General features: G+C 70.0%; 25 protein-coding genes. 7 read left to right on the top strand and 18 right to left on the bottom strand.

Annotated elements, in window-relative coordinates; translation table 11 throughout:
• Positions 1–112 precede the first annotated feature (112 nt).
• Positions 113–1,405: a serpin family protein gene (locus tag VGC13_RS12195; protein WP_331125540.1), complete on the bottom strand. Its 1,293-nt coding sequence runs from the start codon at positions 1,403–1,405 to the stop codon at positions 113–115.
• Positions 1,406–1,822: 417 nt separating this feature from the next.
• On the opposite strand from VGC13_RS12195, the gene VGC13_RS12190 reads away from it, so the two are divergent.
• The gene (locus VGC13_RS12190) at positions 1,823–3,385 is read left to right on the top strand and encodes a Fic family protein (protein WP_331125539.1); all 1,563 of its coding nucleotides are present in this window, start codon (positions 1,823–1,825) and stop codon (positions 3,383–3,385) included.
• A 110-nt stretch (positions 3,386–3,495) separates the two neighbouring features.
• Here the strand turns inward: VGC13_RS12190 and VGC13_RS12185 are convergent, their stop codons facing one another.
• The 5 genes from VGC13_RS12185 to VGC13_RS12165 form a co-directional block, all read right to left on the bottom strand.
• The gene (locus VGC13_RS12185) at positions 3,496–4,179 is read right to left on the bottom strand and encodes a DUF2461 domain-containing protein (RefSeq protein ID WP_331125538.1); all 684 of its coding nucleotides are present in this window, start codon (positions 4,177–4,179) and stop codon (positions 3,496–3,498) included.
• A gap of 118 nt (positions 4,180–4,297) precedes the next feature.
• Positions 4,298–5,470 (bottom strand): hypothetical protein, encoded by a 1,173-nt coding sequence (locus tag VGC13_RS12180; protein ID WP_331125537.1) that lies wholly within the window; start codon positions 5,468–5,470, stop codon positions 4,298–4,300.
• A 194-nt stretch (positions 5,471–5,664) separates the two neighbouring features.
• Positions 5,665–6,489, bottom strand: a complete 825-nt coding sequence (locus VGC13_RS12175) for an FAD binding domain-containing protein (protein WP_331125536.1) — start codon at positions 6,487–6,489, stop codon at positions 5,665–5,667.
• Positions 6,486–6,911, bottom strand: coding sequence for a (2Fe-2S)-binding protein (locus VGC13_RS12170; RefSeq protein ID WP_331125535.1), 426 nt, complete (start codon positions 6,909–6,911; stop codon positions 6,486–6,488). Before VGC13_RS12170 ends, VGC13_RS12175 begins: the two co-directional genes overlap by 4 nt.
• Entirely contained in the window at positions 6,896–9,016 is a 2,121-nt protein-coding gene (locus tag VGC13_RS12165; RefSeq protein WP_331125534.1) for a xanthine dehydrogenase family protein molybdopterin-binding subunit, read from the bottom strand. Before VGC13_RS12165 ends, VGC13_RS12170 begins: the two co-directional genes overlap by 16 nt.
• A gap of 240 nt (positions 9,017–9,256) precedes the next feature.
• Here VGC13_RS12165 and VGC13_RS12160 point away from each other — a divergent pair, with 240 nt between their 5' ends.
• From VGC13_RS12160 to VGC13_RS12150, 3 genes are all read left to right on the top strand, one after another.
• On the top strand, positions 9,257–9,829 hold the full coding sequence (locus tag VGC13_RS12160) for a nucleoside deaminase (protein WP_331125533.1): 573 nt from the start codon (positions 9,257–9,259) through the stop codon (positions 9,827–9,829).
• Positions 9,830–9,866: 37 nt separating this feature from the next.
• Positions 9,867–11,126, top strand: a complete 1,260-nt coding sequence (locus VGC13_RS12155; protein ID WP_331125532.1) for a hypothetical protein — start codon at positions 9,867–9,869, stop codon at positions 11,124–11,126.
• A gap of 208 nt (positions 11,127–11,334) precedes the next feature.
• Positions 11,335–12,687, top strand: a complete 1,353-nt coding sequence (locus tag VGC13_RS12150; RefSeq protein WP_331125531.1) for a DUF6986 family protein — start codon at positions 11,335–11,337, stop codon at positions 12,685–12,687.
• A 178-nt stretch (positions 12,688–12,865) separates the two neighbouring features.
• Here VGC13_RS12150 and VGC13_RS12145 read toward each other — a convergent pair whose 3' ends face one another.
• From VGC13_RS12145 to VGC13_RS12120, 6 genes are all read right to left on the bottom strand, one after another.
• A complete protein-coding gene (locus VGC13_RS12145; RefSeq protein ID WP_331125530.1) occupies positions 12,866–13,447 on the bottom strand; it encodes an RES family NAD+ phosphorylase in 582 nt (193 codons plus the stop codon).
• Positions 13,447–14,289: a hypothetical protein gene (locus tag VGC13_RS12140; RefSeq protein ID WP_331125529.1), complete on the bottom strand. Its 843-nt coding sequence runs from the start codon at positions 14,287–14,289 to the stop codon at positions 13,447–13,449. The genes VGC13_RS12145 and VGC13_RS12140 overlap by 1 nt, the downstream gene beginning before the upstream one ends.
• A gap of 217 nt (positions 14,290–14,506) precedes the next feature.
• Positions 14,507–14,917, bottom strand: a complete 411-nt coding sequence (locus VGC13_RS12135; protein ID WP_331125528.1) for a hypothetical protein — start codon at positions 14,915–14,917, stop codon at positions 14,507–14,509.
• 204 nt (positions 14,918–15,121) lie between these two features.
• Positions 15,122–15,760, bottom strand: a complete 639-nt coding sequence (locus VGC13_RS12130; RefSeq protein ID WP_331125527.1) for a hypothetical protein — start codon at positions 15,758–15,760, stop codon at positions 15,122–15,124.
• A gap of 198 nt (positions 15,761–15,958) precedes the next feature.
• A complete protein-coding gene (locus VGC13_RS12125; RefSeq protein ID WP_331125526.1) occupies positions 15,959–16,240 on the bottom strand; it encodes a putative signal transducing protein in 282 nt (93 codons plus the stop codon).
• A 247-nt stretch (positions 16,241–16,487) separates the two neighbouring features.
• Complete coding sequence (locus tag VGC13_RS12120; RefSeq protein WP_331125525.1) at positions 16,488–16,721, bottom strand: helix-turn-helix transcriptional regulator; 234 nt, start codon at positions 16,719–16,721, stop codon at positions 16,488–16,490.
• A gap of 73 nt (positions 16,722–16,794) precedes the next feature.
• Here VGC13_RS12120 and VGC13_RS12115 point away from each other — a divergent pair, with 73 nt between their 5' ends.
• A complete protein-coding gene (locus tag VGC13_RS12115; RefSeq protein WP_331125524.1) occupies positions 16,795–17,040 on the top strand; it encodes a hypothetical protein in 246 nt (81 codons plus the stop codon).
• A gap of 10 nt (positions 17,041–17,050) precedes the next feature.
• Here VGC13_RS12115 and VGC13_RS12110 read toward each other — a convergent pair whose 3' ends face one another.
• The 5 genes from VGC13_RS12110 to allB form a co-directional block, all read right to left on the bottom strand.
• Positions 17,051–18,247 carry a urate hydroxylase PuuD gene (locus VGC13_RS12110; protein WP_331125523.1) on the bottom strand — a complete coding sequence of 399 codons (1,197 nt, stop codon included), beginning with the start codon at positions 18,245–18,247 and terminating at the stop codon, positions 17,051–17,053.
• A gap of 15 nt (positions 18,248–18,262) precedes the next feature.
• Positions 18,263–18,592 (bottom strand): hydroxyisourate hydrolase, encoded by a 330-nt coding sequence (gene uraH, locus VGC13_RS12105; RefSeq protein WP_331125522.1) that lies wholly within the window; start codon positions 18,590–18,592, stop codon positions 18,263–18,265.
• A gap of 540 nt (positions 18,593–19,132) precedes the next feature.
• The gene (uraD, locus tag VGC13_RS12100; RefSeq protein ID WP_331125521.1) at positions 19,133–19,648 is read right to left on the bottom strand and encodes a 2-oxo-4-hydroxy-4-carboxy-5-ureidoimidazoline decarboxylase; all 516 of its coding nucleotides are present in this window, start codon (positions 19,646–19,648) and stop codon (positions 19,133–19,135) included.
• Positions 19,645–20,655, bottom strand: coding sequence for an allantoicase (gene alc, locus VGC13_RS12095; RefSeq protein WP_331125520.1), 1,011 nt, complete (start codon positions 20,653–20,655; stop codon positions 19,645–19,647). The genes uraD and alc overlap by 4 nt, the downstream gene beginning before the upstream one ends.
• A complete protein-coding gene (gene allB, locus VGC13_RS12090) occupies positions 20,655–21,962 on the bottom strand; it encodes an allantoinase AllB (protein ID WP_414682989.1) in 1,308 nt (435 codons plus the stop codon). Before allB ends, alc begins: the two co-directional genes overlap by 1 nt.
• A gap of 309 nt (positions 21,963–22,271) precedes the next feature.
• On the opposite strand from allB, the gene VGC13_RS12085 reads away from it, so the two are divergent.
• The gene (locus VGC13_RS12085; RefSeq protein ID WP_331125518.1) at positions 22,272–22,727 is read left to right on the top strand and encodes a hypothetical protein; all 456 of its coding nucleotides are present in this window, start codon (positions 22,272–22,274) and stop codon (positions 22,725–22,727) included.
• Between the two features lie 70 nt (positions 22,728–22,797).
• On the opposite strand, the gene VGC13_RS12080 is transcribed toward VGC13_RS12085, so the two are convergent.
• A complete protein-coding gene (locus VGC13_RS12080; protein WP_331125517.1) occupies positions 22,798–23,058 on the bottom strand; it encodes a hypothetical protein in 261 nt (86 codons plus the stop codon).
• A 171-nt stretch (positions 23,059–23,229) separates the two neighbouring features.
• Between VGC13_RS12080 and VGC13_RS12075 the strand changes: the two genes are divergently transcribed.
• Positions 23,230–23,796: a hypothetical protein gene (locus tag VGC13_RS12075; protein WP_331125516.1), complete on the top strand. Its 567-nt coding sequence runs from the start codon at positions 23,230–23,232 to the stop codon at positions 23,794–23,796.
• Positions 23,797–24,648: the final 852 nt, after the last annotated feature.

Here is a 24,648-nt window from a genome sequence, read left to right as displayed (position 1 = left end):
GTCCCCCGTGCCGATGCGATTGCCAGGAAAACACGAGCCCGTGCCGCACAAGGTAGCGCGGCACGGGCTGGTTCGGCCAATATTTTCGTGCGGCGGATTCCGATCTTTCCGATCAGTCCTCGGTGACGGGATCGTTCACCTGGCCGATGAACAGCAGGGCCCCCGTGGTGTCGTCGCGGATGGCGAGGATGAACGGGCGGTCCACGACGAACTCGGCGGGCGGCGGGGGCGCGCTGGTGGCGCGCATCTCGATGCCGGTGACGGCGGCGGCCTCGGTGCCCTCCTCGTTCACCTCGACGAACACCTTTTGCTTGGCCTCGCTCACGTACACGTTGCCGCGCGCCAGGTACTCCGCCGGCAGCAGCGCGCCGAAGTTGGCGGCCGTCTGGCTGAACGCGTCCGTCATCCCCAGCGCCGCCAGGGGCGCGTTGAGGCGCGACTCCACGTTCACGCGGTACTTGGGCATCACCACCCGCACCTCGCGCGTGCCGAATCCCTCCATCCACCCGGCCCACGCCTGCGGGGTGAGCCCCCGCCGCAGCGCCGCCACGCCGGACGACGCGTCCGGCAGCAGCACGTACATGGCGAAGCGGCCGCCGCGGTACGGCAGGCGAACGGCCGAGAAGCCGTCGCCGTCCAGATAGCCATACGAGCCGGTGCGCGTCATCATGGGCCGCTGCACGGTGCCGCGGGGGGCGCGGAAGGGCAGGGGGCGGGTGGCGGATGCGCGGAACTCGTCCTGCCAGCGGCCCTTGAAGTACACCGCGTTCATCAGGTACATCACCACGTCCCCGTCGATCGGCGGCTCCACCATCCGCGTGATGCGCCCGTTGGTCTTGTCGCTCACCCAGCGGTTGATGCGCGCCGCCGCCTGCGGCGAGCTGAAGTCCAGCGCGGCCACCTCCGCCTGGTAGTAGCGCTGGTTGCGCTCCATGAACGAGGGAAGGAACGGCACCCCCTGGCGCGCCCACAGCGAGTTGGCGATGGCCAGCTCCACGTCGCCGCTGCGCAGTGCCTGGGCCAGCGCGGCGTTGGTGCCGTTGAGCCCGTCCAGGTCCATCCCCGTCCCCAGCGCCTGCTGGATTCCGGCCAGCGTTTGCCCCTGCGCGCCGTTGGCCAGCATGCTCACCGCCAGCCCCGCGCTCAGCGGAGAGACCACCACGTTCTGGTCCGGCCGCGCGTCGCCCAGCTGGCGGAACAGCCCCAGCCCGAACGCCGCGTAGTCGGCCGGCGCCAGCGCGGGGATCTGCGCCGGCGGCAGCTGCCACGGGGTGGTGTCCAGCGGGCGTGCGTTCGCGGCGCTCTTTGGCGGCTCCTTCATCGGGGACTCCTGGGCTGACACGCACGCGGCCGCCAGCGCGGGCAGCGCCGCCACCATGAGCGGACGAAGAAGAAAGCTGCGCATGGATCACTCCCGGAAGACGCTTCTGTCGATTGGTCGGCCCAAGTGTACCCGGCGCATGGGGGTAGGGGTTCCGCGGCGCGGACATTTGCGACGGACGGGGAGTGCGGGAGTGCGAAAGTGAGTGCGTGAGTGCGTGAGTGCGTGAGTGCGTGAGTGCGTGAGTGCGGGAGTGCGTGAGTCGACGGAAGAGGAAGTTGATGGGGATTGCGGCAACACTTCGATGCTGGCTCAACTGCCTTGCGGTTTGGATCTCGCATATCTGGATCACGGCGCTACGTCATTCCTCCTCCGGTCGCTACGCCAATCCTACTATCATTTCTACGTCGATTATATTTACAATTCTACGCTGATCCTACTATACTCCCTACGCCAATCCTACTGCCCAGCTGGTTGTGTCAATGATCCTGGAGGATGTTCATGGCGGAACGCAGCCCGCGCGATGAGGCGCTCGCATGGTGGGAAGAGCAGATCGAGCGCGAAAAGTACGCAGGCGCCGCGGAGGATCTTCCCCCCGCGGCCGCTGAAAGATACCTGCGCGACAACGCGCTGCTGGCACTGACGCCGGGCGGATGGGGGTGGGTGGTTCTGGGCCCCGCCCATCCCGAGGCCGACTCGGCGCTACGCCAGAACTACTGGCGTCTGGTCAGTGAGGCGCTGCGGATCTATGCGCCCGCCGTCATCGACAGGATCTCAGCGGTGCGCCTGTACATGGGCGAGGCGTCCACCCCGCCGCTGCTGCACGTAACCCATGCGTCCAGCGCCAGCGAGCGAAAGCTGGAGGTGGTTCCCGGCCTCACCGTTTACCTGCGCCCGGCGGCGCCTCGGCCAGAGCCCCGCATCGTCGCGGAGGAAATGGTGGTGGACGGCGTTACCCTGCACGTTTCTCCACCGGTGCGCGTGCTGCTTTCGCTTACGGTAACGGACATCCGCGACCATCGCGACCTGGTGCTCACCTGGCTGCAGAGCCTGGTGCTGGCGCAGCCGGAGCTGGAGCAGGCGTACGAACGCAACCCTCGTCCCGTGCTGCTGGAGCGCATCGGGCACCTGGCCGAGGCGGTGGGCAACCGGCGCCTGGCGGAGCAGGTGCGCAGAATCGCGACGGCATTCCATCGCACGCGCCCCAGCCGCACGCACACGGGGGTGGGGCGGGACCTGGTGATTCCGCGCTACATCTCTGCCCAGCCGTCGCTGCGCGAGCCGTGGCTGGACCGCTTTCGCGCCAAGCTGGCCCGCGCCGCCGAAGTAAGCGCCGAAGTGATCCGCGAAACCGGGGTGGACCTGTCGCCCGCGCCCGTCGATTCCATTCTGCGCCAGGCGCGCACGGCCAAGGCGGAGGACACGTACCACTCCACCACCATCGAGGGCTACCGCATCACGCGCGAGCACGTGCGGGCAGTGCTGGCCGGCACCGCGCTCGACAGCCCCGACCGGGCCGAGATGGAGCGGCTGATGGCGCTGCGGGGCTACTCCCAGGCGTTCGAGCGCACGGTGGCGTTCGCCGCGGAGGCCGACGGCGGCGCGCGGCTGTCGGAGGGGATGGTGCTGGACCTGTTCGTGGAGCTGTGGGGTCCGTCGGTGGATGCCGAGATCATGACGGCCGCCGAGCTGCGCGGATGGCGGCAGGCGCCCGTGTACATCCGCGGCAGCGCCTACGTGCCGCCGGCTCCGGGAAAGGTGCCGCAGATGATGCGCGTCTGGGCCGATTCGCTGAACCAGCTGGAGATGGACGCGGTCTCGCGCGCGGCCGTGGCGCACTGGGCCTTCGTGCACGTGCACCCGTTCATGGACGGCAACGGGCGGCTGTCGCGCCTGCTGATGAACCTGATCCTGTGCTCGGCCGGGCTGCCGTGGACCATCATCCGCGCGGAGGAGCGGCGCGAGTACTTCGACGCGCTGGAGCAGGCGGACATTCGCGAGGACTACGCGCCCTTCGCGCGGTTCGTGGCCACCCGCGTGGCGCGCGCCGCGGAGATGAGGTAACGGATTGGCGTAGCGCAGTATGTAGGACTGGCGTAGCGGGAGCAGTAGGATTGGCGTAGCATGGAAAGTAGGATTGGCGTAGAGAAAATAGTAGGATTGACGTAACGGCATCAATCCGCCTCGCCAATGCCTTCGAGTGCGGCGCGGACCCAGTCGACGAGGGGGAGGGCGGCGCGGAAGGAGTCGGTGACGTACGCGAGCGCGCCGTCGTGGGTCAGGGCGCGGGCGTCGGTCTCGCGCCAGACGATGAAGCTCTTGCGCTTGATGTACTCGATGAGCGGCGTGTCTTCGCTGTAGCCGCGCGGCGGGCGCTTCAGGCGGTCGTCGCCCTGCAGATCGCCGAAGGTCTTCTTGAAGCCGCGCGCCCGCAGCACCTTCTGCAGCCGCTCGGGGTGCTCGGCGATGGAGGTGCGCAGGCGCGCCAGCGGCTCGGCGGGCGGCATCCAGACGCCGCCGGCGGCCAGCAGCGTGCCTTTCTCGTCCACCTCCAGGTAGTAGCCCGGTGGCGCGCCGCGGCGGTTCTGCTCGCTGACGTACGCGCTGAACGTGGTCTTGTACGGCGACTTGTTGGCGCTGAACCGCACGTCGCGGTAGATGCGGAACAGGCAGTCCTTTGGGTCCTTCCACCGCACGCGCTCGTCGAAGTCCGCCGTGCGCTCGATCACCTCGCCGATGAACGCGCAGAAGTCGTCACGCAGGGCCTGGTACGCGGGGCGGTGCGCCTCGAACCACTCGCGCCGGTTGTTCTGGGCCAGCTCCTCCAGAAAATCGGCGAGCCGCGGAAAATCCATCATCACGTTCGGGAGTGGGAGAGGCGGCCCGGGTGGATCCAGGCGCCGCCGGACACCTGTACGAAACCGGCCCTCTCCACGCAAGGTGGAGAGGGCCGGTCCCGCTGGCCGCCTGCCCGTGTCAGGGCGTGCCGGCGGCGCGGCGCACGCGCTCGGCGCGCTCACGGCCTTCGGCGGAGGTGTCGAACCAGCGGTGGTAGTCGGCGGACGACACGGCGACGGAGATGGCGCCCGACGACGGCCCCACACGAAGCCACACCGACCCGCCGTCCGGCGTGGGCCACACCATCTCGGCAAAGGCGCGCCCGGCCTGCACCTCCTGGCACAGGTCGCCGCCGCGCGGGTTGTGCGCGCCGCCACGCGGGGTCACCCCCGGGAACAGGGCGGCCACGCGGCCGCGCATCCGCTGCCAGAAGGCGTTGCACGGCTCGTCCGCGCCCACCAAGCCGGTGCTGTTGCTGGCCCGGATCATTCCGCGCGTGCGGTGCACGGTGAACACCACGCCCTGCCCTCCCCGCGAATAGATCAGGTCCACCATGTCGGGACCCACGTTGCGGGTGTCCTCCAGCACCGGCTCGCCAAAGGCGCGCACCACGTCCTGCCGCGACGCACCGAAGGGAATCTGTACGGCCGGCTCCCGGGGGTTCCACAGGCGGCTGTCGTAGCCGGCGGGCGCTGCGGCGGCCGGCGGTGCGGCGGGTGCAGGCGCGGGCGGCTGGGCCTGCGCCTGCGCGGCGGGCTGGTCGCGCTGGGCCCGCCAGTCGCGGAAAAAGGCGGTTTCCTGCGTGAACACCACCCGGCCGTCCGCGGGGTCGATGTAGACCGACGAGCCCGCGTTGTTCACCGGGTCGGTCCACGTGTAGCGGGCGCTGGCGCGGCCGGCGCGCACCTCTTCGCACAGGTTGCCCGCGCCGGGGTTGTTCTCCCCGCCCTGCGGCGTGATGTCGTCGTAGCGCCGCTGCATGCGCCGCACGTACTGCTCGAACACGCGGGGGCAGCGCTCCGCCGCCAGCGTGGGAACGGACTTCGCCAGGAAGTGCGAGAAGCCCTGCCGCTCGTGCACGGCCACGGTCCACTGCATCCCCTCCCAGTCCACGAAGCGCATGAAGGTCATGCCGCGCTCGGTGGTCTCCGACTGCGGCGTCTCGCGCCAGTAGCGGGTGACGGTGTCGCGCGCGGCGCCCCACCGCAGGTTGTCGAAGCCCGTAATCACGGCGCGCGGCGTCTGGGCGGCGGCCGGCGCCGCGGCCAGCGCCAGGAGCACGGCCGCGCGGGAAAGGAAAGAGACGTTCATTGGATGCGGAGCCTGGTCTGCGAAGAGGATGTAGTGGATCGTCGGATGGGACGAAGAAGGTAACAGCATCCTCCAGATCCCGGAAGTCCCATTCCCACAACGACTTGATGTCTCGAAACAAAGAAGGGGACGCGAAGGAGCTCCTCCGCGTCCTCTCTCTTTTCCTCCGCCGCCTCCGCGTGGTGCTTTTCTCGTCAGCTCGTCTCCGCCCAGAACTGGGCCAGCAGGTTGCCCGCCACGCGCAGGCGGTACGCGGCGGTGGAGCGCACGTCGTCGATGGGCTGGATCTCCTGGTGCAGCACGCGCTGCGCTTCCTCGATGGACGATCCCAGCGCCAGCGCGTTCTCGGTCTGCGGCAGGCGCACGACGGTGGCGGCCACGCTGCCCAGCGCGATGCGGGGACGCGGGGCGCGCACGCCGGCGATCACCACCTTGCTGATGGCCTGCGCGGCGCGGGTGCCCACCTTCCGGAACCACTGCGCGCCCTCGACCGGCGGCACCTCCACCGCCACGATCAGCTCGTCGGGGCGGATGACGGTGGCGCGGTAGCCGGTGTACAGCTCGTTGAACGCCACCCGCCGCTCGCCCTCCAGGCTGCGGAGGACGACGACGGCGTCCGCGGCGGCCAGCACCGGCAGCGAATCGCCCGCGGGCGATCCGTTGGCGATGTTGCCGCCGATCGTCCCCCGGTTCTGGATCTGCACGCCGCCCACCTCGCGCGAGGCGGCGACCAGCATCGGCAGGTGCTCCCAGACGATGGGCGAGCGGCCCAGCTCCGTGTAGGTGGCGAGCGCGCCGATCCGCAGCGTCCCATCGTCCCCCACGCCGATCCCGCGAAGCTCGTCCAGGCCCCACAGGTTGATGAAGCGCCGCGCCGGCTGTGTGCCGAACTGCAGGCCCACGAACACGTCCGTGCAGCCGGCCAGCGGCATCAGCGGGGCGTGCTGCTGCAGCATCCCCAGCGCGTCGTCCAGCGAGCGCGGCTCCAGCAGGTCCAGGGTGGATACGGCCGTCCTCACGAGGCACCCTCCACCGCGCGGTAGATGGCCTCGTAGCCCGTGCACCGGCACAGGTTGCCGGCCAGCCCGTGGCGAATCTCCTCGAACGAGGGGTTGGGCCCCAGCGCCACGGCGGCCATGATCATCCCCGGCGTGCAGATGCCGCACTGCGCGCCGCCCAGCTCCGCGAACGCCTTCTGCAGCGGGTGCGCGCCCTCCAGCCCCTCAATCGTCACCACCTCCGCGTCCCGCACCTGCGCAAAGGGGACCAGGCAGCTGACGACGGGCATCCCGTCCACCAGCACCGTGCAGGCGCCGCACTCGCCCTCGCCGCAGCCTTCCTTGCTGCCGGTGAGCGCGCACTCCTCGCGCAGCACGTCCAGCAGGCGCTTCATGGGCGGCGCGTCGACCTGCGCCTCACGGCCGTTCAGCGTGAAGCGCATCGAACCTCCATCACGGCCTCGGGAATGGCGGGGATGTCGCGCACGTCCAGCCCCATGTGGCGAATGGCGTTGACCACCGCGGGCGCGGGGCCGTCGATGGGCATCTCGCCCACCCCCTTGGCGCCGAACGGGCCGTAGCTGCTGGGGTTTTCCAGGATCACCACGTCCAGCCGCGGCGTGTCGAGCGTCGTGGGGATCGTGTAGTTCGTGAGCTGCCCGTTGGCCATGGCGCCGTCGCGCATCACCACGTGCTCGTTGAGCGCCCACCCCACGCCCTGCGCGGTGCCGCCCTCGATCTGCCCCGTCACCATCACCGGGTGGATGGCCTTGCCGATCTCGTGGATCACGGTGACGCGCAGCGGGCGCACCTCGTACGTCACGGGGTCCAGCTCCACCTCGGCCACGTCGCACCCCCAGCCGTACGCCGCGTACGCGTCGCCGCGATACTCGGTGTCGTCCCAGGTGATGTCGTGCGGCTTGTCGTACTGGCGGGTGACCAGCAGCGGCCCGTGCAGGCGCGCGTACTCCCGCGGATCCATGGCCCCGATCTTCTCCCGCATCTCTTCCGCGCACTTCTGCAGGATGCCGCCCACCACCATGCAGGTGCGCGACGCCACCGTGGGCCCGCTGTCCGGCACCTGCGAGGTGTCGGGCTGCTCGCACTCGATCTCGGCGTACGGCACGCCCAGCGCGTCCGCGGCGATCTGCGAGAGCATGGTCCGTGTGCCCTGGCCGATTTCGGCGCTGGCGACCAGGACGCGCACGCCATCCTCCCGCGCCTCCAGCGAGACCTTGCTCTTCAGGTGCACCTCGCCGCTGCCGGTAAAGCCGGAGCCGTGATAGAAGAGCGCCAGGCCGATCCCCTTGTTGGTCCCCGCGTACTCGGCGCGCTTGCGATGGAAGTCGCTGCGCTCCACCGCCGTCCGGAGCGCCTCCACCGCGCTGCAGTCCTCGCCCATCCGCTGGCCGGTGGCGGTGGTGTCGCCGGGGCGCAGCGCGTTGATCTCGCGCAGGTGCACGGGGTCCATCCCCAGCGCCTCGGCGATGCGCTCCATGTGCACCTCCATCCCGAACTGCGTCTGCGGCGCGCCAAAGCCGCGAAAGGCGCCGTTGGGCGGGGTGTTGGTCATCACCGCGCGGCCCGACGTCCGCACGTTTTCGCAGCGGTACGGGCCGGCGGCGTGAATGCAGCCGCGGGAGAGCACGACGGGGCTCAGCGTGACGTAGGCGCCGCCGTCCATCAGCACGTCGATGTCCATCGCCACCAGCCGCCCGTCCCGCGTAAGGCCCGTGCGGTGGCGGATGACGGATGGGTGGCGCTTGGTGGTGGCCACCATGTCTTCTTCGCGGTCGTAGATCAGCTTGACCGGCCGTCCCGACTTGCGCGCCAGCAGCGCCGCGTGCCCCGCGATGACGGAGGGATACTCCTCCTTGCCGCCAAACCCGCCGCCCGTCTCGCTCTGCACCACGCGCACGCGGTCGTCGGGCAGGTCCAGCAGCGCCTTGAGGGCCTTGTGCACGTAGTAGGGGCACTGCAGCGAGCCGTGCACCGTCATCCCCCCGTTGGCTTCGGGGATGGCGATGACGCCGTTGGTCTCGATGTAGACGTGCTCCTGGTAGCCGGTGCGGTACGTCCCCTCGACGATCACCTCGGCCGTCGCCATCGCCGCGTCCACGTCGCCCTTGCGGATGCGGATCTCCTTGAAGACCACGGGCGACGACTCGGCGTCGAAGATGGGGATGTCGCGCTCGTACTCGATCTCCACCTTCGCGGCCAGCAGCGTGTCGCGGTCCTCGTGGGCCAGAAGCAGGATGGGCTCGGCCTGGTGGTTGATCTCGCCGGTGGAAAGGAACGGCTGGTCGGCCTCGATGAGCGCCACGTAGTTGCACTTTTCGCCCGGCACGTCGCCGGCCTGGACGATGGTGAAGCCGGTGGTGTCGAAGTCGAAGCGGATGGACTTGATGCGGCCGCGCGGAATGGTGGAGCGGATGGTGCGCCCGTGCAGCATTCCCGGAAAGCGCAGGTCGTCCACGTACTTCGCGGCGCCGGTCACCTTGGGGATGCCGTCCTTGCGCGGCACGTTGGTTCCGACGGATGGAGTCACGTGGTTCCGGGTGCGGGGAGTGGGTTTGCGGTCGCCTGGGGGCTTTTACGAGAAATAACCGTTTGGGGCGAGCTAGGGAATAGGGAACAGGGAATAGGGAATAGCGGGACAGGGGACAGGGGACAGGGAACAGCGAGCGGGACGGCGATGGGGTTGCTTGTCGGATGCGGGCGGGGGGCGTATGCTGTGCGGACAGGCCGCATCGGCCGATATCGAACCCCCTGAGCCCGGAAACGCACCGTGTCCATCATTCCGCCCATCCGCATCGACTATCCCGACTGGGTGGATTCCGTGGTGGACTGGGAGCGCCGCTACACATCCGACGAGGAGCGGATGCGGCTGGCGATCGCGGTGAGCCGCGAAAACGTGGTGCGCGGCACGGGCGGGCCGTTTGGCGCGGCGATCTTCGAGATGGAGAGCGGCCGGCTGGTGTCGGTGGGAATGAACAGCGTGGTGCGGCTGAACAACTGCACGCTGCACGGCGAGATGATGGCCTTCATGACGGCGCAGGCGCGGCTGGGCTCGTTCACCCTGCGCCACGAGGGCGGCCCGGCGCACGAGCTGGTGACCAGCTGCGAGCCCTGCGCCATGTGCCTGGGCGCCACCCTGTGGAGCGGCGTGCAGCGCCTGGTCTGCGGCGCCCACCGCGACGACGCACGCCGCCTGCGCTTCGACGAAGGGCCGGTCTTTCCGGAGTCGCACGCGTACCTGGAAGAGCGGGGAATCCAGATCGTGCACGGGATGCTGCGCGCGGAGGCCAACGAGGTGCTTGAGCTGTACCGCTCGTCCAGCGGGCCCATCTACAATGGCTGATACAGATTTGTGAGGCCCATCCTTTGGTGATTCAGGGATGAACGTGAAGTTGCTGGTCGCGCTCGTCGCGGTGTGCGGCGTGGCGGCGTGCAATCGCGGGGCGCCGGCGCCTCCCGCTCCGCCGGCGAAGGAAGCGGCGGTGGCGAGCGACTCGATCCCGGTGTCCGGCGTGACGCCGGAGATCGCGTCGGTGTATCGCCTGGCGCGCAACCCGGGCGGGGTGCGGGTCGCGCTCGACAGCCTGGGCGCGCTGACGGAGCGCGACGAGGAGCTGCGGCTGCGCGGGCACGAGCTGGCCCACGCGCTGGGCCGCTTTGCGATGGCGGAGCGGAGGGACCTGGCGGTGCTGGGGGAGTGCACGCCGGTGTTCCAGTCCGGCTGCTTCCATGGCGCGCTAGAGGGCTTCTTTCTAGTCGGCGGCGCGGTGGACCAGGCATCCGTCCGCCGGATGTGCGCGGAGCGGCCGGCGCGGGGGCAGCCCGGCTACGAGCTGGTGGAGTGCTGGCACGGCCTGGGGCACGGGCTGATGGTGCACTTCAAGGGCGACTTTCAGCGGGCCCTGCCCCTGTGCGACCACCTGCAGACGGCCACGGGACGCCGCGAGTGCCAGGACGGCATCTTCATGGAGCGGGCGATCCGCGCCGTGGGGACGGAATCCATCCAGGTGGGCGACGGCCCGGCAATGGGGAGTGTGAGCGGCGGGCAGGCGAGCGGTGGAGACGCGGGCAGCGGCCACGGGGGAGGCCACGCGCATGGGGGCGCGCACGGCGGGCACGCGGCGGCGCCGTCCGCCGCGCCGAAGTCCAAGGCCGAGCTGCAGCAGCTGTGCGGCGCGGTGGATGCGCGCCACCAGCCTTCGTGCTGGGCGTATCAGCCCATCGCGCTGTTCCAGATCCACGGCGTGAATCCACAGGCGGTGCTGCGCGCCTGCGATGCGGCACCGGCCGCGGCGGTGCGCGACTGCTACCGCGGCTTCGGCAAGCAGTACCTGGGCGCGGTGGATGGCGACGCGGCCGCGATGATCGCCGGGTGCCAGCAGGGCAGCCGCGCCCTCGCGGCGGACTGCATGCTGGGCGGCGTGGAGTTCTTTACCGACCTGGAATGGACCATCGAGCCCGGCGCCGCCTTCTGCGCGCAGGTGCCGGCGGACGCCAAGGGTGCGTGCTACGGCCTCATCGGCCAGCGGGTCGCGCTGGTCCACCCCGCGCCGCGGCAGGCCGAGGCGGCGTGCCGGCGGGTGGAGGCGGGCTTCGTGCAGGCGTGCCTGTCCGGGGCCGGCATCGCGGACCGCCGCTGACGCTGATCGCCGTCTGACCGGGGAATCACCTGGTGCGGGCGCACGGGTGCCTGGGCCGCCGCAAACCGCTGGGCCGCCGAGTCCGCGCAGGCGGACTTTGCGATTTTCCAGCGGCGAATTCATTCGCTCCGCAGGCGGACGGCACGTAGCCCGACCGGAACGCCATCCGCCTCGCGCCGCATCCGACGAATCTCATCAACCGACATCCATGCCCAACCCGACCCTTTCGGACCAGGACCTTGCCTCCGCCGCGGCACCGCTGCGCGAGGCCAACCTGGCCTTTGCCGCGCGCTACCCCGGCGAGTCCGGCCGCCGCCAGCCGGTGCACGTGGTGTACGGCGGCGCGCAGCTGTTCAAGGCCGAGTCCACGCGCCGCCTGGGCCAGATCGCCCTGCGCGCGCTGGACGAGTACGCGCCCGACGCGGCCACGCTGGCAGCGGCCGTGGGCCTGGCGGACCCCGCGCTGGCGGAGACGGTGTACGGGCGCGTCGTCGAGAAGCTGCGGCGCGAGGCGGTGGAGGACTTTCGCATCGACTTCGAGGACGGCTACGGCAACCGCCCCGACGCGGAAGAGGACGGCGACGCGGTGCGCGTGGCCGAGGAGCTGGCGCGCGGGATGGAGGCGGGAACGCTGCCGCCCTTCATCGGCATCCGCGTAAAGACGCTCAACGAGGAGCTGCGCGGCCGCAGCATCCGCACGCTGGACCTGCTCCACACGGCGCTCGTGGAACGGACGGGCGGGCGGCTGCCGGACAACTGGACCGTCACGCTGCCCAAGGTGACGGTGCCGCAGCAGGTATCGTACTTCGTCGCGGTGCTGGAGCGGCTGGAGCGCTCGCTGGGGCTGGCGGAGGGGACGCTGAAGTTCGAGCTGATGGTCGAGGTGCCGCAGGCCATCATCGGGGCCGACGGGCGGTGCGCGCTGCCGGGATTTCTGGACGCGGCCGGCGGGCGGATGATCGCGGCGCACTTTGGCACCTACGACTACACGGCGGGCGTGGGCGTAACCGCGTCCCAGCAGCGCATGCGCCACCCCGCGTGCGACTACGCGCGCCACGCCATGCAGGTGGCGTTCGCGGGCACGGGCGTGTGGCTTTCCGATGGATCGACCACGGTGATGCCCGTTCCCGTGCACCGCGCGGCGGAGGGCGCCACGCTGACGGCGGAGCAGGCGGCGGAGAACCGCGAGAGCGTGCACCGCGCCTGGCGCATGCACTACGACGACGTGCGGCACTCGCTGGTGCACGGGTTCTACCAGGGGTGGGACCTGCACCCGGCGCAGCTGCCCACGCGCTACGCCGCCGTGTTCGCGTTCTTCCTCGAGGGGCTGGACCTGGCGGCGCAGCGGCTGCGCAACTTCGTCGACAAGGCCGCGCAGGCCACGCTGGTGGGCGACGTGTTCGACGACGCGGCCACGGGCCAGGGCCTGCTGAACTACTTTGCCCGCGGCATCAACTGCGGCGCGCTGACCGAGGACGAGGCGCGTGAGATGACGGGCCTGACGCTGGAGGAGCTGCGCGGCCGCTCGTTCCTCCAGATCCTGCGCAACCGGCAGGGGTGAGCCGCAGTCGACAGGCAAGCATGGCCTCACACAGAGTCAGCAGAGTTAGCAGAGGGACGCCTCTGTTGACTCTGCTGACTCCGTGTGAGGCCATGCTTTTTCAGGGTTTGGTAGGCGAACGAACAAGCCAGCCCCGCCGGAGCACGCTTCCGGCGGGGCTGTTCGTCTCTGCCGCGGACTACGAAATCGAGACGTGCCGGTAGGGCAGGAGCGCGGGCTTGACGAGGGCAGGATTGTCGAGGCGCTGCGTTCCCAGGATGTGGCTCACACGGTCTCGTGCGCGGTCGAACACCGCCCAGCAGAGTTCGCTGGTGTCCCACCGAGACCGGTACTGGATCCCGTCGACATCCTTCAGCTCTTCGTGCACCCGGCGCGCGAAGTCACGGCATTCGGCAGCGTCGGGACCCGAGATCTCGTGCGCGCTGACGCCAAAGCTGGAAAGTCCCTTCCCCTCCAGCTGCAGCATCCGCAGCGGCTCCGTGACCGCAATGGCCGCCATGCCGCGCACCTGCAGGGCGGAACGGGGAATGATGGGAACCTTGAGTCCGCGCACCAGCGTCTCGAGGATCGCGACGCCGGGCGTCGCGCCGAAGTAGCACGTCCCGTATTCCCCGGCCGGCGCGTCGAAGCGTCCCTGCGGCGGCTCGCCAGCGGCGGGGCCGAACCACAGGGGATCGTACGCCAGCCGATGCACGCGCCAGAGCACCTGCGTGACCGGCACTTCGACGAGCGGTGGATCATCCAGCAGCCGGATGGGCATCAGCCGGCGACGTGCTCGCCGTAGGTTTGCAGCCGATGGACGGCATCGCGCAGCACCGCCGGATCATCCAGGTGCTCCAGCAGCAACCCCGAGCCATCAGGCGTGTCGTCCACCAGAATGGAGAGCACGGTCCACGCATCGACGCCCGAACCTGCTTTCACGACCTCGGGCACTCCCGCGCGAACACGTCCTCCATCGGCAAACTGCAGCGCGGGAAAACCCCACTGTCCACCAGGGAGCGGCACGGCCAGCAGCTTGTGACGCTCTACCCGCTGCTTTACGCCCGGGACGCTTATGCCGAGGATCGCCGCCGCTTCGGACGACGAGAGCAGCCCTCCCACCAGTTCCGCGATCCGGTTCTTTGCCTCGGCCCCGCGCAGCAGCAGCTCCGCCCAGTCATCATCGGCCGTAGCCCTCGCCTCCGGTGTCGCAACGAGAATTTCCGCGATGGTTTCAGCGGGCGATTGGGCCTCGACCACCCGGAGGATCTCGTCGTCGCTCATGCGCTCCAGCGAGAGCCACAGCCACCGCTCCATGCGGTTCATGAGGGAAGCGCGCACCGCACCCGCGTGCAACCGGGAGGTCTGGCCACGCGACGCTCCCCAGCGCGACGGGTGGCCGGCGCCAGTCGCGCCGTGTGAAGAACCCCAGGCGTTCTCCGCGCTTTCGTAGCTAATTCCTGAATACCTGTCGAGCGAAGCGGGCTGTTCTTCCACGAAGCCCGTGTCAGGGTCTACACGTTCGGCGCGGCCGGCAGGCGTCCAGCGGCTGGTGGATCCTGCTTTCTCTTCAATCACGCCAGTCTCTGGATCGATCCGTTGTTCAGCCACGGGAATCTCCAATGTCTACCTGCTGATCTGACGGGGCAGCCCCGCAATCCCTATCAGTTGTTGCGCTATGCACGACTTCGTACAAGTGCAATCTACATGCGTGGTGCCATTCCCACAATCAGATCCCGATCAGGATGCGTTTACACAGTGAGCGCATACCAACCGAACGCCAACAGCCCCGCCGGAGCTTCCCGGGCGGGGCTGTGTCGTATCGCGCAGCGTGGCTGGACTACCGCAGGTGCGGGATGTGGCGGCCGCGCAGCACGTCGGCGACGGACTTGCTGGCCATGAACTCGCGCCAGGCGCGCCACTTCTCCGGGTTTGCGCGCTCCTCCACCACGAACAGGACGGGGCTGCCCACCAGCAGGAGCAGCGCGGCGGTGGATGCGGGGGAAAGCGCCCAGAGGTCCACGCCGGACGCGAAGAGGTACGCGGCGAGCGCGCAGCCGGCCGCGCCCGTGACCATCGACGCCGTGGCGTACTTCAGGCCCGTGCGGCGCCACACGATGGCCGCGCCCACGGCCAGCTGCGCCGCGATCAGCGCAAAGGCGGCCGACGCGCCCAGGGGCTGCGGAGCCAGGATCAGCAGAACCAGCAGGGGGATGCTTACGAACAGTCCGTAACGGGTTCCAGCGTTCATGGGATCGCCTCCATGTGCTCGAAGTCCATCGCGTACGATCGTCAGGCTTTCGCTGCAGCCGGCGTGCCCTGACGACGGCAGCCGCCGACCCTGGAAAATTTACTGTTCATCCGCATCGCCCATCAAGATCCAGCGGCCCGGCAGACCATCGTCCTTCCGTTCCGTCCATTACGAAGAACAGCCGTCCGGATTGCGCGGCTCACCTCATCGCCCTTCACCCCGGCAGGGGCGGCTGGCGGAGGCGTCGGCGGCGCGCTGGGCCGCCTCGTTGGCGTTGGGCACGGGGGCAATGCGGTCGGTAACGCAGATTCCGGTGGGAGTCACCTTGGCGACGGCCAGGTACGATGTGGTACGCTCCGGGTTCTCCGGATTCTCCGACGCGTTCACCCGCACGATGAGCGCGATGGGCTGCTCGCCGCGCAGCCGCCACTCGGCGCGCGGGCCCAGGCTGCTGAAGGCGCCGGTGATCACACCCCAGTAGTTGAGCGGGTGCGTCTTGCCGTCGGGCGTGACCACGTCCACCGACATGCGCGCGTCGTCATCGTGCACCAGGAGCGCATGGCCGGCGGTGCCGGGGCAGCGGGAGGTGGTGCCGCCCGTCTCTTCGTGGGTGCGCAGCACGCGGCACTGGCCGGGCGCCAGTGAGGTGTACACGCTGCGGACCTCGGGCTCCGCTTCCGCCTCTACCCCGTGCCCCAGGGCCGGCGGCGGCGGAGTGCCGGGCGGCAGCGTGGAGCCGGACGGCGGCGCGTCGGGAAGGCGCATGCACTCGGCCGCCTTCACCACCGTTTCCGCCTGGCTGGGCTGGCGGTTCGCGGCGGCCATGCACGCGGCGTACGTCATCGTTGCCGGATTCGCGTTCGCGGCGGACGCGGACTCGTCCTGGCCGGATCGCTCGCTGCCGCACGCACCGGCCAGACACAGCGAAACGGCGAAACAGGCGTGCGGGATGCGCATCAGGGACCTTGCTTTGAAATAACGGGCCTCGGGCGTAGACGCTGTGGAGCACGGCTCCGGCCGCATCATCCTGCATCCGGCTGATCAGTACGAGTCGTCGTCGTCCATCAGCATGCCGTGGTCGGGGAGTTCCGTCTCCGCTTCGGCCGACAGGATCTCGTGGGCCAGCTCCAGATCCGACTCGCGGACGAGCACGCGGATGCCGCCCAGGGCGCCGCTGAGCTCCGGACGGATACCGGCCACGTGAGAGTCGGGGAGAAACGTGTCGATCCCCTCGGCCTCCAGCACGGCGACGATCACATGGGCCTCGTGCAGCCAGCCGCAGTTGCGCACCACCACCCACTCCTCGGGACGCGGCATCACCATCTGGATTTCTCCCGCAGAAGGACGACGAAAGTTACGGACCCCTGGGGCATTACGGGCGATGCCGCGGCGGAGTTGCGCAGCTTACCCCGCGCACACGCCGAGCGCGCACGGGCAGCCCGCAGACGCGTACGCGCGGGCAAGCTCGTTCGCGTTCGCCGCCGAGACCGGCGTGGTGGAGGCGCATCAGGGACCTTGCTTCAAGAAAACGGGTCTTGTCGTTTAACCAACTATAAGGGTGGTAAAGCAGCTATGGTTCGACACCTTCAAGATGGGCCGCGAACTCGCTCCATGAGACGCGCATCCCGGCGAGGATGCGGGCGACCACCTTCAACGTGGGATTTCGCTGGCCGCGCTCGACGTCGCCGAGATAGTTGGCGGTTACGTCACCGCGCTTGGCGGCTTCCTCGATAGTGAGGCCGCGGTCCTGGCGAAGCCGGCGCAGCACGGCGCCGAACGGGGGATCGCGATCGAAGTCAGTCATGCGCGGACGCTACCGCCCGAAGTGCGCCGGTGTCCACCAACTATCAGGGTGGACCCATTTCAAGGAGGATGCGATGATCACTGCTGACGAGAACGGAAGGCTTTGCTCGCCCACACGGCTGCTGGAAATGCTGACGGCACGCTTCGGCGCGTTTGAGGCAATCGCCTGCCTCTCCATCGAACTCGACCGCAAGGGTCCGGATGAGCGCCTGCCGGTGGATGCGGCCACCGCAGATGCCCTCCTGGAATTCGCAGACGACCTGCGGCAAGCGTGTCACGCGGCATCCACGTGGGCGAGGCTCCGCGACCCGGAAGCATGATGAGCCGGGGCTACTCCACCCGCCCGCCCTGGGCGATCCAGCGGCCCAGGAGGGCGCGTTCTTCGGGGGTGATGTGCGTCTTGTTGGCGGGGGGCATGGTCTGCGTGTCCACGGCGCGGGCGCGGATGCGCTCGATGCGGGCGCGCACCTGCTCGGGCGTGTCGAACATCACCCCCGCCGGCGCGGGGCCAAAGGTGAGGTCCGCGGGGCTGGCGCTGTGGCAGACGGTGCAGCGCTTCTGGATGACGGCGTTGGCCTGGGCGAAGGGGACGCGCGCTCCCTCGGCCCCGGATGCGGCGGACGCGCGCGATCCCATGGCGCCCACCAGGTACAGCGCGGCCAGCGTGGCGGCGATGGCGCCGGCGAGCGCGGGCTTCCAGCGCGGCCATCCAAAGCGGACGTTCAGAATGTGCCGCACAAGCGCGCCGCCCGCGGCCACGATGCCCAGCAGCAGCCAGTTGAGCCGGTGCCCGTACAGCCCCGGAAAGTGGCTGCTGAGCATGAGCACGATCACCGGAAAGGTGATGTAGTTGTTGTGGATGGAGCGCGACTTGGCGCGTTTGGCGTACGCCGGGTCCGGCTGCCGGCCGGCTTCCACGGCGCCCACCAGCTCGCGTTGCGAGGGCATGATGTGATGCGCCACGTTGGCCGCCATCAGCGTGCCCAGCATGGCCCCCACGTGCAGGAACGCCGCGCGCCCGCTGAACACCTGCGCCAGCCCGTACGCCACGCCCACCACCGCCAGCCAGCCGATCAGCGCGCCCGCCGCGCCGGCGCGGTCCAGCACGCGGGCCAGCAGCGTGTCGTAGACGATCCATCCCCCCACCACCACGCCGATGCCAATGCCGATGGCCGCGCCATGGCTGAGCCCCGACGCCGACGCATCCAGCAGCAGCGCACCGCTGCTCAGGTAGTAGACCACCACCAGCAGCGTCGCGCCGCTTAGCCAGGTGGTGTACGCCTGCCACTTGAACCAGTGCAGCGGGCGTGCGCGGTCCCACCCCCTCGCGTCCTTCTGCACGTAGTAGAACGCGCCGCTGTGCAGCAGCCAGATCTCGCCCTGGATCCCCTCCGTGCCGTCCTTGGAGGGCTCCAGGTTGCGGTCCATCCAGTTCCACAGCATGGAGTTGCCGATCCACATGATCCCGGCGATCACGTGCACCCAGCGGAACACCAGGTCCAGCAGCTCCCTTGCGCCTGCGTCCATGCGTGGTCCTGCGGATCAGCTTCCGCGGTAGGTGGAGTAGCCAAAGGGGCTCAGCAGCAGCGGGACGTGGTAGTGCTGCCCGCCGTCGCGGATCTCGAAGTCGATGGAGACGCTTGGATAGAACGCCTCCACCCCCGCGTCGCGAAAGTACGGGCCGGTGTCGAAGACCAGCCGGTAGATGCCCGGCTGCAGCGGCGCGTCCGCGGGCAGCAGGTCGCGCAGGCGGCCGTCCGCGTCGGTGCGGCCGTGGGCCAGCTCGGCGCCGCCGCGCTCCAGCCGCACGGCGATGCCCGCCGCCGGCCGCCCGCGCGAGGTGTCCAGCACGTGCGTGGTGATGCCGCTCATGGGGTGCGACCGTGTTGGATGGGAATCAAAACGGATTCGTGGCGTGGCGACCGGGTTCGAACTGCGTCCGCCGGGTGCCCCTCCCCCGGCCCCTCCCCGTTCGTTCCTCACGGAGAGGGGAGAATTCGATTGCGCTCCGACGGATCACGCTGTGTCGGCGGGGCGCCCCCTCCGGCTCGCTCAGGCTCGCCACCTCCCCCAAAACTGCTGGGGGAGGTTGGGGTAGCGGCTGGAATCGTGGCTCGGCGACCGGGTTCGAACTGCGTCCGCCGGGTGCCCCTCCCCCCGGCCCCTCCCCGTTCGTTCCTCACGGAGAGGGGAGAATTCGATGCGCTCCGACGGGCTGTGGGTCGCGTCACCCTATCCCGCGCACTTCGCGGGGGAGGGCCGGGGAGGGGGGCGCCGTCGGACGCAGCTCGATCCATGCCGACGATCCTCAGTCCCTGCCCCACCCCAACCTCCCCCAGCAGTTTTGGGGGAGGTGGGCGAGTAATGCGAGCCCGGAGGGGGCGCCTCGCCGACGCAGTGAGGTCCCCGCCCTCACTTCCCCGCGTCCAGCAGCTTCCGCAGGCGCAGGCGGGTGATCTTCGCCTGCTCCCCGGCGGCCACGCGGAGCTCCGCGTCGGGCTCGTTCCGCAGGCGGTCCGTGAGGATGGACAGCAGCTCATCCGCCGACCGGCCCGTGGCGCAGACCAGGTAGATGTGGCCGAAGCGCTCCTCGTACGCGCGGTTGCCATCCGCCAAGGCGCGGCGGGTGGCCTCCGCGGCGGCGTCCATGCCGGCCTGCTCGCCGCGCGACCAGCCCTGCTCGCGCTGCGTCTGCCCCGCCTCCGCCTTCCGTTCGCCGATGCGCGGATGGCTGCGAAAGGCCTCCAGCCAATCCTGCTCGCCCAGCGCCCACCACACCTCGTCGGCGCCATCGAACAGCGTGTCTTCGCCGGCGAACGGGCGGAGCGCCGCCATCCGCCGCGACCACGCGCGCGATCCGCAGCAGGTGAGCAGCTCCGCCTCCGCATCCGCGGCGGGGAGGGCGTTCAGGCGCGCGAGGCCGCTCACCGCGCGGGCGGCGACGCGAAGGTGCCGAACAGCCGCAGCCGCGCCACGCCACCATCCGGAAAGATGTTCAGCCGCGCGTGGGTGACGGGACCGATCGGTCGCACCTCGTCCTCCCACAGGTGCCGCGTGTGGGGCTGCAGCGCGGTTTCGTCCAGGAGCGGCATCCAGCCGGCCGATTCGCCCGTCAGCTGCTCGGGCGTGGCGTCGGGGGCGTGCAGGCCTTCCAGGGTGCAGCGGCCGGGGGCGTTGCCCTTGAAGTGGTCCGTATCCAGCTCGACGCGGTGAATGGCGCCGGGCGCGGCCAGCCGGACGATGCTCCAGTCGTGGCCCGGCCCGCGGCGGCGGCGCGTTTCCCATCCATCGCCCATGAACCGCGAGCGGCCGGGAAGGATGAGGTTCTGCCGGTGGCCAAAGAACATGTCGCTGCACATCGGCACCCATCCGCCGTTCTCCAGCGCGGCCAGGTCCACCTCGCCACCCGCCAGCGCGAACCGCGTCCACCGCGGACGCGCCCACCCGTGCACACGCAGCCGCGCCACGCCGCCGTCGGGAAAGATGTTCAGGCGCAGGTGCGTGACGGGGCGGTCGACATCGACCTCGAAGCGGTTCTTCGAATCGCCCTGCAGTGCGGACTGGGGAAGGAGGGGGAACCAGTCCGCCTCTTCCGCCAGCCAGCGCGGATCGGGAAGGCCGGGCGCCTCGCACCCCTCCACCGAGCAGCTTTCGGGGTAATTGCCGCGGAAGAAGGCGGTGTCCACCACCAGCCCCCGCACCACGCCCGGCAGCCCCAGGCGCACGATGCACCAGTCGTAGCCGGGCTCGCGGCGGCGGCGGGTCTCCCAGCCGTCCATCCACTTTCCGCGCTCGGTGTACTCGTGCTCGCGCCACTCGGCCGGGTCGGGCTTGAGCAGGGCCTCCTTGGGCGCAAAGAACTCGTCGTTGGCCAGCAGCACGGCGCCGCCCAGGCGCTCCGACGCCAGGTCCACCAGCTCTTCGAAAGGAATCATCACGCGGGGCGGAGGAGGGTGCGGCCGGCGGGCCCGGGGGTGAGCTGGCCGCGATGGTAGATCCTGCGGCCTCGAAGGTACGTGGCCGCCACCACGCCCGGAAGGGTGGCGCCCGCGTACGGCGTCACGTGGTGGCGGTGGTGCAGCTTCGCCGGATCGACGGTGAACTCCTCGTCCGGCAGCCAGACGACGAAGTCCGCGTCCCGCCCCGCGGCGATGGCGCCCTTGCTGCGCTCCAGACCGGCCAACCGCGCGGGGGCCTCGCACATCCACCGGGCGAGATGGACCGGCGTGTATCCCCGCTGGCGCGCGCCCTTCCACGCCACGGAAAGCGTAAGCTGCAGCGACGCGATGCCGCCCCACGCGCGCAGAAAGTCGCCGTCGTCCAGCCCCTTCATCTCCGGCGGGCAGGGCGAGTGGTCGGTCACGATGAGGCCGATTTCGCCCGCGCCGAGCGCATCCCACAGCCGCTCGCGGTTCTCGCGGTCGCGGATGGGCGGCGCGCACTTGTGGTCCGTGGCGCCGTCGCGAATGGACTCCGCGGCGAAGTGCAGGTAGTGCGGGCAGGTCTCCACGGTGACCGGTAGCCCGGCCGCGCGCGCCTCCCGCAGCAGGGGAAGCGAGTCCGCATCCGCGAGGTGCACCACGTGGACGCGCGCGCCGGTCTCGCGGCACAGGCGTACCAGCAGCTCGATCGCCCGGTGCTCCGCCTCCGCCGGGCGGCTGGCGAGGTAGACGGCGTAGTGGCGGCCATCCAGCTCCGCCACGGCGAGCGCGCCGCGCGCCAGCGGCTCCGGCAGTTCCGCATGGGCCAGCAGCGGCGCGCCCAGGCCGGCGAGGACCGGCATCGCCGCGCGCAGGTCGGCCTCGGCGACGTAGCCGAACTCGTCCACGCCGGAGGGGCAGAGAAAGCACTTGAAGCCCAGCACCCCCGCGTCCCACAGCGGGCGCAGGTCGTCCGCGTTGCCGGGAACCACGCCGCCCCAGAACCCCACGTCCACGTGCAGCCGATCGCGCGCGGCATCCAGCTTGGCCCGGAACGCGTCTGCCGTGGTGGTGGCGGGGATGCTGTTGAGCGGCATGTCGACCAGCGTGGTGACGCCGCCGGCCGCCGCGGCGCGCGTGGCGGTCTGGAACCCCTCCCACTCCGCGCGGCCGGGCTCGTTGACGTGGACGTGCGTATCCACCAGCCCCGGCATCAGCACCGCGTCGCCCACCTCCTGCACCGGCGCGCCGGGCGGCACGTCGTCGTAGCCGGTGACGGCGGTGATGACGCCGCCGCGCACGTGCACCGCCGCCGGCCCCATCGCGCCGCCCGCCACGACGCGCCGCCCGCGCAGGACCAGGTCCGCGGATGCGGCGCCGGGGCCCGCGTCATCACCTGCGATCAAAGGAATTTCGTGGGGTTCAGGGGGCGTACGCCGGCCGGTCGAGTGCCTTCATGATCGGTCCTCCGGGCCCTGCGCTGCAAGTCCGGGCGTGCGTCTGAATCCAACCGGCACCACTTCGCGTACGATGCGCGCCCACAATGGATTGTGAGGATGCGGCCCCACCGTGCCGCTCCCATCCAACCAATCCGCACCCTGTCCGATCACCATCGAACGACGGAGTTGACGATGATCGCACGCGCGCGTTTCGGTTGGAAGCCGGGGATGATGATCGTGACCCTGGCCCTGGCGGCGCTCCCGGCCGCCGCACAGCAGCCCCAAGAGGCCCGGCTCGATTCTCTGAGTCGGCGTGTCGCGAATGTCGAGAGCGACGTAGAGTCTGCGGCATCGGGCATTCGGGCGCTCGCGGATGACGTCCGCAAGCAGAGGAATGATGTCCGCGAGCTCCAGAAGGATGCCGCCGCGCAGGACGATAGTTCTGGCGTACTCCTCGTGGTCCTGATCGGGGCGTTCTGCGCGCTGTGGGCGCAGAACACCGGGCGCAACCCGTGGCTGTGGTTCTTTCTGGGCGTGTTCTTCCACTGGATCACGCTGCTCGTTCTTCTGGCGAAGAACGCGGGCGACCGCACGTCCCTCCCGCCACCTTCGGCCGCGCCGGTTCCGCTCCCGGCCAGCACCGGATGACCCGGTTACGCGACGACGAACGGGCACGGCCGAATGGAGCGGCCGGCCCGTTCGTGCTTCGTCCGTGCCGTTACTCGGCCTTGCGGGCGTTCTGCGTGTTGTAGAAGTGCACCATCCGCAGCGCCTCTTCGGACAGGCTCTTGGCGTACTGCTTGCCCGCCTCGGGGCCAAAGTTGCGGATCATCAGCATCACCCCGTTCTCGCCCAGCACCTGGGCCACGGCGGCGGGGTTGATCTTTTCGTCCTGGCACTGCTTGAGCGCATCGTGCATGATCTTGCGCGCGGCGCGCAGGTGCCGCTCGATGAGCTCCTTCTGGGCCTGCTGATCCACTGCGATATCTCCTGAAGAACTCGGCTCGATGTCGGGTGTTGTTGCCGGCCCACAGCTTACCGCCGCTCGTGGGCGCGCGCAAACGCATCCGGGCCCAGCCTCCCGCCAGAGGCTTCGAGGCGGTAGGTTGGGCGCTCTGCATCGACCCCAACTGATGGATGGAGCCCGTCCGTGAACGTAAGCCATACCCTTCTCAAGCACCGCGTCCCCGGTCTTTCCGCCGACCCGGAGCAGGTGGCCGATGCGCTGCGCCGCGCCGGCTTCGAGGTGTCTTGCATCGAGCCGCTAGCCGAGCTGCTGCGGCCGATCGTCGTCGCCAGGGTGGAGTCCGTCACCCAGCACCCCAACGCCGACCGCCTGAAGGTCTGCGTGGTGAACGACGGGACCGAACAGTCTCTGCAGATCGTCACGGGTGCCAGCAACGTGGTGGCGGGCGCGTACTATCCCGTCATCCGCAGCGGCGTCCGGCTGCCGAACGGGACCAAGATCAAGCGCGGCAAGATGCGCGGCGAGGTTTCGGAAGGAATGCTGGGCTCCGCGGACGAGCTGGAGCTGGGCACCGACCACGCGGGGCTGCTGACGCTTCCCGGCGCGCCCGCGCCCGGTACGCCGCTGCCGGAGGTGATCGAGACGCCCGGCGTGGTGTTCGCCATCGACGGCAACCCCACGGTGGACGAGATCGTCCGCGCGCTGGGCGGCGAGGCCCCGGAGCCCGAAGCGCCCGCCCCGGCGGGCTGAGAGGTGTTGCGAAACGCTCGAACGCACGACGAAGCGGTGACTTCCCGAGGGAGCGCACCACGGGCAACCAGAAGCCACACAACCGATTGCGCGCGACCGAAGGATCTACTCCGCCCTGCGACGGGGCCGACTTCAGGACGTGGAGCCGGCCCCGTCGTTCTGCCGGAGCGGTGAATAGAACATCCGGCCGCACCTCCCGATCTGTCATTCCGAGGGAGCGCCGCGCGGTACCGTCCTCCGCTCCAGATCCGGCGCGCGACCGAGGAATCTACTTTCCGTCTCCTCGTGGCCTGCCGCGACACCCCGGACGGGCCCCGTCTGGCGGTTGTGCCGCCGCACGCATGGCGCGGGCTGCCGCGTCCGGCCTCCAGGAGGCCGAGAGTAGATTCCTCGGCCCTGCAACCCGTGGCGCATTCGTCTGGTGGTGGCGTGGCCGGGCCTCGGAATGACAGCCTGGTTTTCATCCGGCATGCTGACCATGCGCCGTGGGACCACGGCGGTCACGCGGAGGAAAAGAGAGAGGACGCGGATGAGACGCTTATCGGCGTCCTCATCTTTTCCACCCGCACCCCGGAGATCTGTCATCCCGAGGCCCGGCCGCGCCCGGACCACCCCCTCGCGCCGCGGGTCGCAGGGCCGAGGGATCTACTTTCCGTCTCCTCGTGGCCTGCCGCGACACTCCGGACGGGCCCCGTCTGGCGGTTGTGCCGCCGCACGCATGGCGAGGGCTGCCGCGTCCGGCCTCCAGGAGGCCGAGAGTAGATTCCTCGGCCCTGCAACCCGTGGCGCATTCGTCTGGTGGTGGCGTGGCCGGGCCTCGGAATGACAGCCTGGTTTTCATCCGGCATGCTG

Origin of the sequence: Longimicrobium sp. (assembly GCF_036399255.1) — a bacterium.
Lineage (GTDB): Bacteria > Gemmatimonadota > Gemmatimonadetes > Longimicrobiales > Longimicrobiaceae > Longimicrobium.
The sequence above is the reverse complement of the archived record's forward strand: the minus strand, read 5'-3'. Positions and strand labels throughout refer to the sequence as shown.